The 14,529-nt window shown below is 38.2% G+C and carries 15 protein-coding genes; all 15 read left to right on the top strand.

From position 1 onward, the window contains the following. The first annotated feature begins 67 nt into the window (after nt 1-67). Nucleotides 68-811: a 16S rRNA (uracil(1498)-N(3))-methyltransferase gene (locus tag ACQKIH_RS16420; protein WP_427767912.1), complete on the top strand. Its 744-nt coding sequence runs from the start codon at nt 68-70 to the stop codon at nt 809-811. 180 nt (nt 812-991) lie between these two features. Further along, the gene (gene mtaB / locus ACQKIH_RS16415) at nt 992-2,341 is read left to right on the top strand and encodes a tRNA (N(6)-L-threonylcarbamoyladenosine(37)-C(2))-methylthiotransferase MtaB (protein ID WP_427767911.1); all 1,350 of its coding nucleotides are present in this window, start codon (nt 992-994) and stop codon (nt 2,339-2,341) included. A gap of 237 nt (nt 2,342-2,578) precedes the next feature. Next, nucleotides 2,579-3,247: a deoxyribose-phosphate aldolase gene (gene deoC, locus ACQKIH_RS16410; protein WP_427767910.1), complete on the top strand. Its 669-nt coding sequence runs from the start codon at nt 2,579-2,581 to the stop codon at nt 3,245-3,247. A gap of 111 nt (nt 3,248-3,358) precedes the next feature. Continuing rightward, nucleotides 3,359-3,532 (top strand): 30S ribosomal protein S21, encoded by a 174-nt coding sequence (rpsU, locus tag ACQKIH_RS16405; RefSeq protein ID WP_004227078.1) that lies wholly within the window; start codon nt 3,359-3,361, stop codon nt 3,530-3,532. A 313-nt stretch (nt 3,533-3,845) separates the two neighbouring features. Then, nucleotides 3,846-5,180, top strand: a complete 1,335-nt coding sequence (locus ACQKIH_RS16400; RefSeq protein WP_427767909.1) for an NfeD family protein — start codon at nt 3,846-3,848, stop codon at nt 5,178-5,180. Continuing rightward, a complete protein-coding gene (gene floA / locus ACQKIH_RS16395) occupies nt 5,177-6,175 on the top strand; it encodes a flotillin-like protein FloA (protein ID WP_057989627.1) in 999 nt (332 codons plus the stop codon). Before ACQKIH_RS16400 ends, floA begins: the two co-directional genes overlap by 4 nt. 23 nt (nt 6,176-6,198) lie before the next feature. After that, nucleotides 6,199-6,690, top strand: coding sequence for a hypothetical protein (locus tag ACQKIH_RS16390; protein WP_427767908.1), 492 nt, complete (start codon nt 6,199-6,201; stop codon nt 6,688-6,690). Nucleotides 6,691-7,562: 872 nt separating this feature from the next. Beyond that, nucleotides 7,563-7,799: a hypothetical protein gene (locus tag ACQKIH_RS16385; RefSeq protein ID WP_057989620.1), complete on the top strand. Its 237-nt coding sequence runs from the start codon at nt 7,563-7,565 to the stop codon at nt 7,797-7,799. Then, nucleotides 7,754-8,905 (top strand): sporulation protein YqfD, encoded by a 1,152-nt coding sequence (locus tag ACQKIH_RS16380; RefSeq protein WP_236706914.1) that lies wholly within the window; start codon nt 7,754-7,756, stop codon nt 8,903-8,905. Before ACQKIH_RS16385 ends, ACQKIH_RS16380 begins: the two co-directional genes overlap by 46 nt. A 2-nt stretch (nt 8,906-8,907) precedes the next feature. After that, the gene (locus tag ACQKIH_RS16375) at nt 8,908-9,867 is read left to right on the top strand and encodes a PhoH family protein (protein WP_057989617.1); all 960 of its coding nucleotides are present in this window, start codon (nt 8,908-8,910) and stop codon (nt 9,865-9,867) included. A 255-nt stretch (nt 9,868-10,122) separates the two neighbouring features. Continuing rightward, on the top strand, nt 10,123-12,231 hold the full coding sequence (locus ACQKIH_RS16370) for an HD family phosphohydrolase (RefSeq protein WP_427767907.1): 2,109 nt from the start codon (nt 10,123-10,125) through the stop codon (nt 12,229-12,231). A 16-nt stretch (nt 12,232-12,247) separates the two neighbouring features. Then, nucleotides 12,248-12,733 carry an rRNA maturation RNase YbeY gene (gene ybeY, locus ACQKIH_RS16365; protein ID WP_427767906.1) on the top strand — a complete coding sequence of 162 codons (486 nt, stop codon included), beginning with the start codon at nt 12,248-12,250 and terminating at the stop codon, nt 12,731-12,733. Further along, entirely contained in the window at nt 12,720-13,070 is a 351-nt protein-coding gene (locus ACQKIH_RS16360) for a diacylglycerol kinase family protein (protein ID WP_427767905.1), read from the top strand. The genes ybeY and ACQKIH_RS16360 overlap by 14 nt, the downstream gene beginning before the upstream one ends. 84 nt (nt 13,071-13,154) lie before the next feature. Continuing rightward, complete coding sequence (locus ACQKIH_RS16355; RefSeq protein ID WP_057989609.1) at nt 13,155-13,562, top strand: cytidine deaminase; 408 nt, start codon at nt 13,155-13,157, stop codon at nt 13,560-13,562. Further along, the gene (gene era, locus ACQKIH_RS16350; protein ID WP_057989607.1) at nt 13,549-14,466 is read left to right on the top strand and encodes a GTPase Era; all 918 of its coding nucleotides are present in this window, start codon (nt 13,549-13,551) and stop codon (nt 14,464-14,466) included. The genes ACQKIH_RS16355 and era overlap by 14 nt, the downstream gene beginning before the upstream one ends. The last annotated feature ends 63 nt before the right edge of the window (nt 14,467-14,529 follow it).

Here is a 14,529-nt window from a genome sequence, read left to right as displayed (position 1 = left end):
CAGCTGCATATTGCGCGGCTGTTGTTTTTGTCTAAATAAAGATTGATTGAAAAGCGAGGGAAATTAAATGCAACGTTATTTTGTAGAACAGCCAGCAAGTGATCAACAGGAATTTACGATTAGTGGCGAAAATGCGCGTCATATAAGTAAAGTAATGCGCATGTCTATTGGCAATCAAATCATCATTGTTCAAAATGATGTTGCCCATATTTGCGAAATTATTTCACTAGAGTTGGATGTCATTGTTCGTCAAACAGGTCAAACGATTCCATCACCTGAAATGCCGATTCAAGTCGACATTGCGTGTGGTTTACCAAAAGGGGATAAATTAGAGCTCATTACGCAAAAAGGAACCGAACTAGGGATGCATGCACTTCTTCCGTTTGCAGCAGAACGCTCAATTGTGAAATGGGATGAAAAAAAGGGTAAGAAAAACCAAGAACGTTTACAAAAAATTGCCCAGGAAGCAGCAGAGCAATCGCATCGTACACATGTACCGGTAATCGAATACCCTATTAGTTTTAAGCAACTTTTACAAAAAATAAATGAATACGATGCGATATTTATTGCCGATGAAGAAGATGCAAAATTAGCAGAACGTACAAAGTTTTCGGATAAGCTCAAAAAACTATCTGCTAATAACTCAATAAAAATACTATGCATATTTGGTCCAGAAGGCGGTATTTCACGTCAAGAAAGTACAGCATTGATCGAGGCTGGTGCACAAACGATGTCACTCGGTCCCCGTATTTTACGAGCAGAAACAGCGCCATTATATGCATTAGCTGCGATTTCTTACGAGTTTGAATGATTGCCGTGAACAAAAGCGCTACCTAAAACAGGAAGGCGCTTTTGTTATGTGTACAAAGAAACTTAAAAAGTACTGATTTCAAAAGGATTATGTTATGATAAATGATATATATAAAAATAAATTCACTAAGTTTATATCAAATAATAAGAAACAAAGTGCAATATTGAAAGGTTGAATTTTATGCAAAAAGAAAGCGTCCGTACCGTGAGTCTATATACTTTAGGTTGTAAAGTGAATCACTACGAAACTGAAGCGATTTGGCAATTATTTAAAGAGCAAGGTTATGATCGCGTTGAGTTTAATCATCAATCAGATGTATATATTATTAATACTTGTACGGTAACAAATACAGGTGATAAAAAATCTCGTCAAGTAATCCGTCGCGCCATCCGTCAAAATCCGGATGCGGTTATTTGTGTTACAGGTTGTTATGCGCAAACTTCTCCAGCAGAAATTATGGCGATTCCAGGTGTTGATATTGTTGTTGGTACACAAGATCGTGAAAAGTTGCTTGGTTATATTGAGCAATACTGTGAAGAACGTCAGCCGATTAATGCGGTGCGCAATATCATGAAAAATCGTGTGTATGAGGAATTAGACGTACCAGCATTTACAGACCGAACACGTGCCTCGCTTAAAATTCAAGAAGGCTGTAATAACTTCTGTACGTTCTGTATTATCCCTTGGGCGCGTGGTTTAATGCGTTCTCGTGATCCAGAAGAAGTGATTCGCCAAGCACAACAATTAGTCGATGCAGGCTATTTAGAAATCGTCTTAACGGGTATTCATACAGGTGGATACGGGCAAGATTTCAAAGATTATAATTTAGCGCAATTATTACGCGATTTAGAATCACAAGTTAAAGGCTTAAAACGTTTACGTATTTCTTCTATTGAAGCGTCTCAATTAACAGATGAGGTCATTGAAGTATTACAAAACTCTGAAATTGTTGTGAATCATTTACACATTCCGATTCAATCAGGCTCAGACACGGTGCTAAAACGTATGCGTCGTAAATATACGATGGAGTTTTTCGCAGAGCGCTTAGAAAAGTTAAAAGTAGCATTACCTGATTTAGCGATTACGTCAGATGTTATTGTTGGATTCCCAGGTGAAACGGAAGAAGAATTTATGGAAACGTATAACTTTATTCGTGATCATAAATTTGCTGAATTACATGTATTCCCTTATTCACAACGTACAGGAACACCAGCTGCCCGCATGGAAGACCAAGTAGATGAAGAAGTGAAAAATGAACGTGTACATCGTTTAATTACGTTAAATGATCAATTGGCAAAAGAATATGCCGCGCGCTTTGAGGATGAAGTGTTAGAGGTCATTCCGGAAGAACGCTTTAAAGATGGGGCCAATGAAAATTTATATGTAGGGTATACAACGAACTACTTGAAAATTATTTTCGAAGGCACAGAACAGATGGTTGGTCAGCTGACAAAAGTAAAGATTACAAAAGCAGGTTATCCATATAACGAAGGACAATTTGTTCGTATTTTGGAAGAGCAAGCACAATAATTAAAATGAAAGCAATGTAAACTAGAATGCATTTTAGTTTTACATTGTTTTTATTTTCATCACGAATTGACTGTTTTCGGAATGAATATGAACATGGTAATACGGATAAAATAATTGAACTTAGCTTTGCTGAAGATGAATGGGGAAAAAATTGTCTGACATTTTTCGTATAGGAAATTACATGCTATGATGGAAGAGGTACGGACAACTTATTAAACGTAAAGGGAGCAATTTATCATGACTCAAAATTATGCAAAAATGATTGATCATACGTTACTTAAAGCAGAAGCAACTGTGGAGCAAGTTCAGAAAATTTGTGATGAGGCAAAACAATACGTTTTTGCATCGGTGTGTGTAAATCCTACTTGGGTAAAATTTTGTGCAGAGCAATTAGCCGGCACGGAAGTAAAAGTATGCACAGTGATTGGTTTTCCACTAGGAGCATCAACTTCAGCTGTTAAAGCGTATGAAACGAAGGATGCCATTGCAAACGGAGCAGGCGAAATCGATATGGTGATTAATATCGGTGCGTTAAAAGATAGCCAATTTAACGTTGTTTTGGAAGATATTAAAGCGGTAGTGAATGCGGCAAATGGCACTTTAGTTAAAGTCATTATTGAAACATGTTTATTAACGGACGCAGAAAAAGTAAAAGCATGTGAATTAGCGGTCGAAGCAGGTGCTGACTTTGTAAAAACTTCTACAGGTTTTTCAACGGGCGGGGCTACGGCAGAAGATATCGCGCTAATGCGTAAAACGGTAGGTCCAACAATCGGCGTCAAAGCTTCTGGGGGCGTACGTAGTCTGGAAGATATGAAGGCAATGATTGACAATGGTGCGACGCGTATCGGTGCTTCATCGGGTGTTGCAATTATGAATGGTCTAACTTCAAAATCGAATTATTAAAATCTATTTTTTTTATTGACTCTTATATAATGTTACGATATACTACTTTAGTACACATTAACTAATAGCTAATGTTTGTATTGACGTGTGTTCGGAGGGAGGGAAAGAGAGATGTCAAAAACTGTCGTTCGCAAAAACGAATCGCTTGAAGATGCTCTTCGTCGCTTCAAACGTACTGTATCAAAATCAGGTACAATTCAAGAAGTTAGAAAGCGCGAATTCTACGAAAAACCTAGTGTTAAACGTAAGAAGAAATCAGAAGCTGCACGTAAACGTAAGTGGTAATTTCCCTGTAAATCCCTACGTTCATAACACGCAATTTTCAGATTGAACTGAGCAGACAAATGATATAACCCACAAATTTCGATTTGTGGGTTATTTGCGTTTTTTTGAGAAATTTACTGATGTATTTTTTGGATTAAACGGCATCTTAAACATAAAAGAGAATATAATTAATATTTGATAAGAATTAGCGTATAATGAAAAATGTGAAGAAATTACCAATAAACTGCTTGAAAAGTAATTCATAAAATTTGAAACCTTTTACAATGTCATCCGTATAACAACTATACATACTTTTTAGAAATGGGGTGATATAATGCAACGTACAAAGGGGTTCAGTTGGATTTTTCTAATTGTCCTTTCATTTCTTCTAATCGTACCTTCTATGACCGCGTTTGCGAACGGTAAAGTGTATGAAATCACGATTGAGGATGAAGTGGAAAAAGGTCTTTACCAATATTTGAAGCGTGGATTTGCGGAAGCGGAGCAAAATAACGCGAAGGCAATCCTATTAGAAATACATACACCTGGCGGATTTGTTGATGCTGCAACGGATATAGGAAAGTTAATGGATGAAACACAACTTCCAATTATCGCCTTTATCAATTCGAAAGCGCATTCAGCAGGAGCTTTTATCGCACTTCATGCAGATCAGATTTATATGTCACCTAATGCGACAATGGGTGCGGCGGCAGTCATTGATTCAGCTGGAAATGCTGCCGATGAAAAGGCAAATAGCGCGTGGTTAGCACAGATGACTTCCGCTGCCGAAAGTTCAGGGAGAGATCCGAAATATGCCCTTGCGATGGCGGATAAAAACGTTGATTTAGAAGAGTATAGAGCCCCTATAGGACAACTTTTGACGCTAACGGCTGATGATGCAATAGAGGTGAAGTATTCAAAGGGAACGGCAAGTACGGTTCAAGAAGTATTGAAGATGGCCGATTTAGGGGATAGTGAAATCGTGAAGGTTGATCCAACTTTCTCAGAAAAGCTTGCTAGACTCATTACGAATCCGGTTGTTGTGCCAATTTTATTATCCATTGCGAGCATCGGGTTAGTTGTCGAATTGTACTCTCCTGGCTTTGGGGTTCCGGGGATTATGGGCTTGTCTTCACTAGGCTTGTTTTTCTTTGGACACACAGTGGCTGGATTTGCAGGTTATGAAACGATTATTGTTTTTGTTGTAGGGCTAATTCTACTGTTGGCTGAGTTTATCGTTCCAGGTGGTATCGTTGGTATTATTGGAGGAATCCTCATCATAGGTAGTTTACTTTTCGCAGGAGCAAGCTTTGTTCATATGGCGTACTCAATTTTAATCGCAATGATTATTGCGGTAATAGGAATGGTGATTCTTATGAAATTCTTTGGCAAAAAGTTACATGTATTTAATCGACTGATTTTAAATGATGCAACGAAAACAGAGGATGGTTATGTGTCGAATATGAATCGAATTGAACTTATCGGAAAGACGGGGGAAGCTTTAACTCCTTTACGTCCAGCTGGTTCGATTATGCTAGACCAAGAACGGATCGATGTCGTGACAGAAGGCGGTTACATTGATGCGGGGAAAAATGTTGAAATTATTAAGGTAGAAGGCTCACGTGTTGTTGTGAGAGAAAAAAATGAAAAAGGTGGAGAAGTTAAATGATGATTGATGCAGCAGCAATTTCATTAATAATTGCGATCGTTGTTATTTTTGTAATTTTAGCAGTATTCTTCACATTTGTTCCAGTTGCACTATGGATTAGCGCACTGGCAGCAGGTGTAAAGGTAAGTATTTTCACACTAATTGGGATGCGCTTACGTCGCGTAATTCCGTCACGAATTGTAAACCCGTTAATTAAAGCACATAAAGCGGGTATTGAAGTAACAATTAACCAATTAGAGTCACATTATTTAGCTGGTGGTAATGTAGACCGCGTCGTAAACGCATTAATTGCAGCACACCGCGCAAATATCGAGTTAACTTTTGAACGTGCAGCAGCGATTGATTTAGCTGGTCGTGACGTATTAGAAGCTGTACAAATGTCAGTAAATCCAAAAGTAATCGAAACACCGTTTATTGCGGGTGTTGCGATGAACGGTATCGAAGTAAAAGCAAAAGCGCGTATTACCGTACGTGCCAACTTAGACCGCTTAGTCGGTGGTGCGGGTGAAGAAACAATTGTAGCCCGTGTTGGTGAAGGGATTGTATCGACACTTGGTTCAAGTGTATCGCATTCAAAAGTATTAGAAAATCCAGATTTAATTTCTCAGACAGTTCTTTCAAAAGGTTTAGACTCTGGTACAGCGTTTGAAATCTTATCAATTGATATCGCGGACGTTGATATCGGTAAAAACATTGGTGCTGAGCTTCAAATTGAGCAAGCGCAAGCAGATAAAAACATTGCACAAGCAAAAGCTGAGGAACGTCGTGCAATGGCCGTAGCGAGTGAGCAAGAAATGGTTGCGAAAGTGCAAGAAATGAAAGCGAAAGTAGTTGAAGCGGAAGCAGAAGTTCCGATGGCGATTGCAGAAGCGTTACGTTCTGGTAACTTTGGTATTATGGATTATATGAATTACAAAAATATTCAAGCGGATACTTCAATGCGTGAATCGATTTCAAAAGCATCGAATGATAAGCCAGATTCAACAAATAAATAACCGAGGAAGGGAGTGATCACTAAATGGAAGGTATTATCATTATGATTGTCATGTTTGTGCTAAGTTCTTTATTTACAAAAGGCAAAGCGGAAGATAAAAAGAAGCAAACGAAGCCAATGCCACCATTTAGCAATCAATCGGCTCCCAGGCCGCGTGAAGAGGTTCGTCCGAGTAGGGTAGAAACGAGACAACCGAAATCGCTAGAAGACTTTGCTAATGAAATTTTCGGTCAATTAAATGACAAACGAAAACCAGAGCCAAAGCCAATTGAAATACCAGCTAAAATAGAAGTTGAGTTGCCAAAAGTGAGTCCTGCTCGGGAATTTATTGAACGAAAATCAAAGCCTCTTGAAGAGCCGAAAAAAGCTCGTGGTCTTCAAGAACGTCCTATCGTGCAAATGATTAAGCAACAAGAATCGAATCGCTTAAAAGTTGTGCCATCAAATCAAAAAGAATTGATGCAAGCGATTGTGATGACTGAAATTTTAGGACCACCAAAAGCAAAGCGATCATAAATGAAACCATCTTTCTTCACAAACACTGTGAGGAAGATGGTTTTTTTAGATGCTGAAGTGAAGTGTTTAAAATAGATGTGTATACATTAGCTAAAGTTATACAAGTGATATTTTTAACGATGATATTGCTACCACGGTTAACATTTAGCTGAATGTGAACTTTCAATACATATAAACGTCTAATTTGGTATAACAAGGAAAGGGCTGGTTTGAGTGAGCGTGTTTCTTCAGTTGAATTTTATTAGTGCGGCGTTTGGATTTTTATTTTTCATATCCGGTTTTATGTACATTAATAGAACGATTTGGAGTGACGCTATTGGAATACCACAAGAAGTTTTTAATTTCATATTGATTTTATTATGGGTAACATTTTTGATTATATTTTTCAAGGTTACTAAGAATCGACTAGTGGGAAGTTACTTGCTATTACTTTCTACAGTGCTTTGGTTTCCGTATATGCTTATATGGTCACTTACAATATCTTCTGTTATCCCAGATGGAATGTTGCAAGATAATGACGATTACGGAATGGGGCTCCTTCTTTTATTTGCGTCAGTATTTGTTTTCCCTCTATATACTGCGGGACTTGTTTATGCTGTGATTATACGAGCGCGGGGAATGCGTTTCTAACAAATCCCGAAAATCGGATAACTGTGCAGTATAGTGAATTAAGAAATGCGAAATAATTATGGTAGGTATAATAAAAAACAAACCATTCCCATGTGACATTTGTGGTGATGGATATTTGGTGCTTCCTTTTCGAAATGTTAGCGATTTTCTCAGTATGATTAAAGGGGTTTAAGCAAATCTATCTGAAAACACATGTCCTCCAGGTTGTACGCATATAGTATCGCTAAGGGGGGCATTTTAATTTGAAAAAATTATTTCCATCAGAACCTACATTAAAAATTTCCAACACCGAAAAAATACGCTATCACGGTACGTATCAAATTCGAAATATTACGACTGATCAGTATGAATGTGTGTTTGAACAATTTCATATGCATGTGACTGGAAAAGAAATTGCTGTACAGTTTTTACAGGAAGATGGCTTTTTATTGACATGTCAATCATTACAGAAAATGACGATAGAGCGCATTCAACGATGACTAAAGTGAATGGACGTTTGTTATATATTTCGTTAAAGCAAGGGAATGCATCATCTTCGTTCATACAATATTTAAAAAGCCATCAAGTCCCTTTATACAACATTCGTTTTAAGAAACAGGAAATTACCTTTTCTGTATCGCATTTTCATTTACCTACTATAAGAGAAGCCCGTAGAAACTATCATGTTAAATTGAAAATCCGTTACGCAACGCCGAATCGAATTTTGCAAAAAGATGTAGTCAGTATCGTTGGCTTGCTATTTTTACTTGTTATTCCAGTGGTTTTTTCACAATTTGTTTGGAAGATAGATGTTGAGGCAAGTACCGTGGAGCTTGAGGATGAGGTTTATCAATATTTAACGGAGGAATTAGCGATTCAAGTGCCAGTGAGAAGTGGGCAATTTATCGATGATTATTTATTGCGCCAACAACTGATGGAACGGTTTCGTGAATTTTCATGGATACATATAACGAAGCAGGGAAGTCATATTATCGTTGCACCACAATTAGCACCTAAGTTATCTACTCCTAAGAAAACAACTCAAAAGCAACATTTGATTGCCTCCAATAGTGGCGTAATTACGCACTTTAAAATTTCAAGCGGTGTCCGTAAAGTGGCCCCTAATGAAACGGTGTATAAGGGGGATACGCTTGTATCTGGAGTATTGGAACGGGATGGTACGAATTTTGTAGTGGATGCGCAAGGGGAAGTTTTTGCGGATTATTGGTTGGAGTCTACGTTTTCTATTCCGAGGCAAGTAACATTAAATGTATTGGTGGATTATGGCTGGGAGTATAAATGGAACTGGGAGCAGCTTCAAAATGCGTGGCAGGAGCAATCGATTAAGCCGCTTAAAACAATCGTCACATATGAGCCATATCGAAGTTTTGAACAAAAGACAGAACAGATAGATGAAGATGAAATTGATACGTTTGTATTACCGTTATTACATGAAAAAATGATTCGGTCTTTGCCGCTCAAATCAACTATCAAAAATGAAAAACTTTTGCACGTAACGACTGATGATGATACAGTAAAGGGGAAAGTCCTATTTTTGGTAAATGAAAATATTGCACAACCACGTCCAATTGATCAAGGAGAATGAGTATGTCAGAAAAACTTGTTGAGCTCCAAATCGACAATCCAAATGAAGCGGTAATGCTTTTAGGGATGTCCGATGCAAATATTACGCTTATAGAGGAAACATACGGTGTTCAAATTATTACGCGTGGTGAAGTGATCCAAATTGCCGGTGATAATGATGCACAAAAACAGAGAGCACATGCTGTTTTAGAGGCGCTTTTAAAGGTGATTCGTAAAAATATTAATATTGATCAACGCGATGTCTCCACAGCTATTGAAATGGCGAATAAAGGGACAATTGAATACTACGCAGAGCTTTATGATGAAGAAATTGCACGTAATACAAAGGGGAAATCTATCCGTGCCAAAACGATTGGACAACGGGAATATATTCGTGCGATTCGACATAAGGATTTAATTTTTGGGATAGGTCCAGCAGGTACAGGGAAAACGTATTTAGCTGTTGTGATGGCCACGCAGTCATTAAAAAATGGACATGTGAAACGTATTATCTTAACACGTCCAGCTGTTGAAGCAGGGGAATCTTTAGGTTTCTTACCAGGTGACTTAAAAGAGAAGGTCGATCCTTACTTGCGCCCATTGTATGACGCCCTGCATGATATTTATGGGCAAGAACAAACACAACGTTTATTAGAGCGCGGAACAATTGAAATAGCCCCGCTTGCCTACATGCGCGGTCGAACATTAGATGATGCCTTTGTTATATTAGATGAAGCGCAAAATACGACGCATCAGCAGATGAAAATGTTTTTAACACGTCTCGGTTTCGGCTCTAAAATGGTCATTACCGGCGATACAACCCAAATTGATTTACCTAGAAATACAGAATCTGGGTTGATTGTTGCTGAGCGAACATTGAAGCATGTGAAAGATATTCATTTCCAAATTCTTGAGCAGGGTGATGTGGTTCGTCATCCACTTGTTGCAAAAGTTATTCAAGCTTATTCAGAAAAAGAGTTGTAAAATAATGAATCAATTATGCCTCGGCATAATTGCGTCCAGAGGGGCACTAATTTAATTCAGCGGGGATTCAATTCCCGCTGAATTAAATTAGTCCAAAAGCTTTCATTCCTTTTATAGGGAATTGGAAGCTTTTTTTACGAATGTGAAACACTTTTTTCCTAAAAACGACAAATATTATGAAAACATATGGGGCTTTTCATAAACAGACGAACATAAATTTGGTAGAATACTTATATACATAAATGGAGGTGCATGATGGGAAAGCAAATAAAGAAAATTATCGAGCTTATTAGTTTTCGAACCTTTTTAATTATAGTCCTTCTCCTCACTGCATTATTACAGTTTACATTGATGCTGGATAATGTGAGAGGCATTACATATGATATTCAATTAACGGAACTCGCACCGGAAACGATTCGTTCCACAAAAACGGTGGAAGATACAGCAAAAACGGAGTTAGACAAAGAAACAGCAGAGCAATTAATCGATCCAGTCTATGTACTCAATGATGAAATTGCCAATCATCGCTCGACATTCGTTACAACAATTTTTGATATCGTTTTAGAAGTAAAAAAAGAAATTGAAAAAGAGAAAGAAGTACCATCGGAAGCCGAGCAAATTACTTTATTGAAAAAGAGTTTAAAAGATATAATAGAACATCAATCAAGTTTTTCCATCTCGGAAGCACAACTTGCTAACCTACTGAATGCATCAAAAGCTAATATTACGAGTACACGAGATACGCTGGCTAATTTAGTAGAGGAAAGTCTCACGAGGTCGATACGAAAAGACCAATTAATCTCGTTCCGCAATGAATTTGAAAGTAAAATTCGTCAGCAATATTCGATTCCTGAACCGCTGATGAGCTTAGCGGTCATAATTGGACGTGCCGCTATTGTAGAAACCGAAATATTAGATAAAGAAAAAACGGTAGTTGCTAAACAACAAGCACGAGAAGCGGTAGAACCTACGCGCATTTTACAAGGGCAAATCATCGTTCAAGAAGGCGAAGTTATCACGCGAGAGGTGTATCGTCAGCTTGAACTGTTAGCAATGCTTGATAATAAAACATCCGTCAAGCCGATTGTTGGATTAGCTATTTTAATTTTGCTACAAATGTCGTTCCTTTACATTTTATTTGAGCGTTCCACACAGTCCCTATCGAAAAAGCGAAATGCCTTACTCGTTACGGTCATTGTTTATTCGATTGCGATTATTATGATGAAGCTCATTAGTTTAATTTCGATAAACTTTGAATTAGTAATGGCCTTTGTTTATCCTTCTGCAATGGCGACGATGCTTGTACGCGTGCTTGCAAATGATCGAGCGGCAAGTGTTGTAACAATCACGACTGCGGCTTCAGCGGGCATCATTTTCCAAGAGGGGTATGCAGCTGTCCTTCAAATGGATGCGGCACTGTATATTTTATTTGGTGGCTTTGCATCGTTATTCTTCATGAGAAGCGTAGAAAAACGTTCTCATATTTTACAATCTGTTGCAGTTGTAACGGTTATGAACGTATTGTTTATTGCATTTTATTTATTAATGGCTCAGTCAGGATATGGCTTGAAAGAAGTTTCGTTTTATATGGCAGCAGGTATCATTTCAGGGTTGCTCTCGGGCGCCTTAACAATGGGGTTACTGCCGTATTTTGAATCGGCATTTGGTTTCTTATCCACGATGAGATTAATCGAACTATCGAACCCAAATCATCCGTTATTGCGTAAAGTGTTAACAGAAACACCAGGGACCTATCACCATAGTGTAATGGTCGCAAACTTGGCTGAAGCTGCAAGTGAGGCCATTGGTGCGGATGGTTTACTTGCGCGTGTAGGGTGCTACTATCATGATGTAGGAAAAACGAAAAGACCTTTGTTTTTCATTGAAAATCAGATGGGGACAAACCCGCATGATTCTTTGCCGCCTGAAAGCAGTGCGAAAATTATTATTGCCCATACGACGGACGGGGCCGAGTTGCTACGGAAACATAAAATGCCGCAAGAAATTATTGATATTTGTTTGCAACATCACGGGACAAGTTTGTTAAAATTCTTCTTGTTTAAAGCAAAAGAGGAAGGGAAAGAATTGGATGAAAGTGTGTTCCGCTACCCAGGGCCAAAGCCACAAACGAAGGAAGCGGCAATTATTAGTGTAGCGGATAGTGTAGAGGCAGCCGTGCGCTCGATGCAAAATCCAAATGCAGAGAAAATACAAAAATTAGTCCAATCGATTATTCAAGACCGTGTTCAAGACGATCAATTTGATGAATGTGATATTTCATTAAAAGAGCTAAAAATTATTGAAGATGTGTTATGTGAAACATTAAATGGAACGTTCCACTCACGTATTGAATATCCAAAATAACGCTAGGAGGAACAACATGTTAACAATTGATTTTTTAGATGAAACAAATGGAGTGAAGGAAGCAGATATTGAGCTAGTAGAAAAACTGCTTCAGCATGCTGCCAAAATCGAAGGGATTGAAGAGGGCTCAGAAGTTTCAGTAACGTTCGTAACAAATGAAGCAATCCATGAAATTAATCGCGAATACCGTGATAAGGATCAGCCGACAGATGTTATTTCTTTTGCTATGGAAGAATTAGGGGAAGATGAAGTTCAAATTATCGGTGAAGGGATGCCACGAGTGCTTGGCGATATTATTATTTCGACGGACCGTACACGTGAACAAGCGGAGGAGTATGGCCATTCCTTTGAGCGTGAGTTAGGGTTCCTTGCTGTTCATGGCTTCTTACATTTACTTGGTTATGATCATATGACGCCTGAAGATGAAAAAATCATGTTTGGCAAGCAAGATGAAGTGTTAGAAACTTACGGCTTAGGTCGTGATACAAATGAACGTCCGTAAATTTTTTCGTTCATTTATCTATGCGATACAAGGGATTTTAACTGCAGCGAAAGAACAAAATTTACGCTTTCATATTGTGAGTGCGTTCGTTGTAGTAATTGCGGGAATCGTTACAGGACTTAGCTTAGTGGAGTGGCTTATTTTAACGCTCATCATCGCGCTTGTTATTGGTGCTGAAATGTTCAATACGGCAATTGAACGAGTTGTGGACTTATCTTCACCAGAAATCCAACCTTTAGCGAAAGACGCAAAAGACGTTGCAGCAGGGGCTGTACTTGTATTTGCGAGCGCAAGTGTTATAATCGGACTACTCATATTTTTACCAAAATGGCTCTGAATATCATTTGGTAGATGTTAAAATAGACATTGAATGAAGGTAGAGCCTCTAGCGTAATTGAATGAAAAAAAGGGGGATATTCCCATGAACATGGAACAACTAATCGCACAATCAAAAATTGCGCGTGAAAATGCCTATGTACCGTACTCTAAATTTAAAGTAGGGGCAGCTCTGCTTACGGAAGATGGTAGCGTTTATCACGGCTGCAACATTGAAAATGCGAGCTATAGTATGACAAATTGCGCCGAGCGTACAGCGTTTTTTAAAGCTGTTTCTGAAGGTGTGACGAAATTTACAGCAATCGCAATCGTAGCAGATACACCAGGGCCTGTTTCGCCTTGTGGTGCTTGTAGACAGGTAATGGCTGAGTTTTGTTCACAAACGATGCCAGTTTATTTAACAAACTTGAATGGAGACGTTCAACAAACAACAGTGGGAGACCTTTTACCGGGTGCTTTTACATCGGAGGATATGGAAAATGCAGCAAAATAACAGCGGCTTCAAATCGGGCTTTGTATCGATTGTAGGACGCCCAAATGTAGGGAAATCAACATTTTTAAACCGCGTAATCGGACAAAAAATCGCGATTATGTCAGATAAGCCACAAACAACACGTAATAAAGTACAAGGTGTATTAACACAAGATAATTCACAAACGATTTTTATCGATACACCAGGCATTCATAAGCCAAAGCATAAGCTAGGCGAATTCATGTTAAAAACGTCTCGTAATGCATTAAGAGAAGTGGACGCAATTATGTTCATGGTAAATGCAGAACAAAAGATTGGTAAAGGCGATGAATTTATTATTGAATTGCTTGAAGGCAATAAAACGCCAGTCTTTTTAATTATTAATAAAATCGACCTTGTTCATCCGGATGAATTATTAAAAATTATTGACTCATATAAAGATAAATTCGATTTTGCAGAAATTATACCGATTTCCGCACTACAAGGCAATAATGTGGAAAACTTACTGACAACGATTGAAAAATATTTGCCAGAAGGTCCACAATATTATCCAGCAGACCAAGTAACAGATCATCCAGAGCGTTTTATTATTTCGGAAATGATTCGTGAAAAGGTATTGCATTTAACACGTGAGGAAATTCCACATTCAATTGCAGTAGTTATTGACCGTATTAAACCACATGAAGAAAAGGAAAACATGATTCATGTGCAAGCGACAATTATGGTGGAACGCGATTCACAAAAAGGGATTGTTATCGGGAAACGTGGATCACTCTTAAAAGAGGTTGGTTCATTAGCGCGTAAAGATATTGAAATGCTTTTAGGCTCAAAAGTTTATTTAGAGCTATGGGTAAAAGTTCAAAAAGATTGGCGTAATAAACAAACGCATTTACGAGACTTCGGTTTCCGAGATGACGAATACTAAGAATTTTTTCAGATGTGGCTTATGTCGCATCTGTTTTTTTTGATTTTGCTTGTGTATTATTAC

The organism is Solibacillus cecembensis (genome assembly GCF_050272495.1).
Lineage (GTDB): Bacteria > Bacillota > Bacilli > Bacillales_A > Planococcaceae > Solibacillus > Solibacillus cecembensis.
This window is presented reverse-complemented; position numbering and strand designations above follow the sequence as displayed.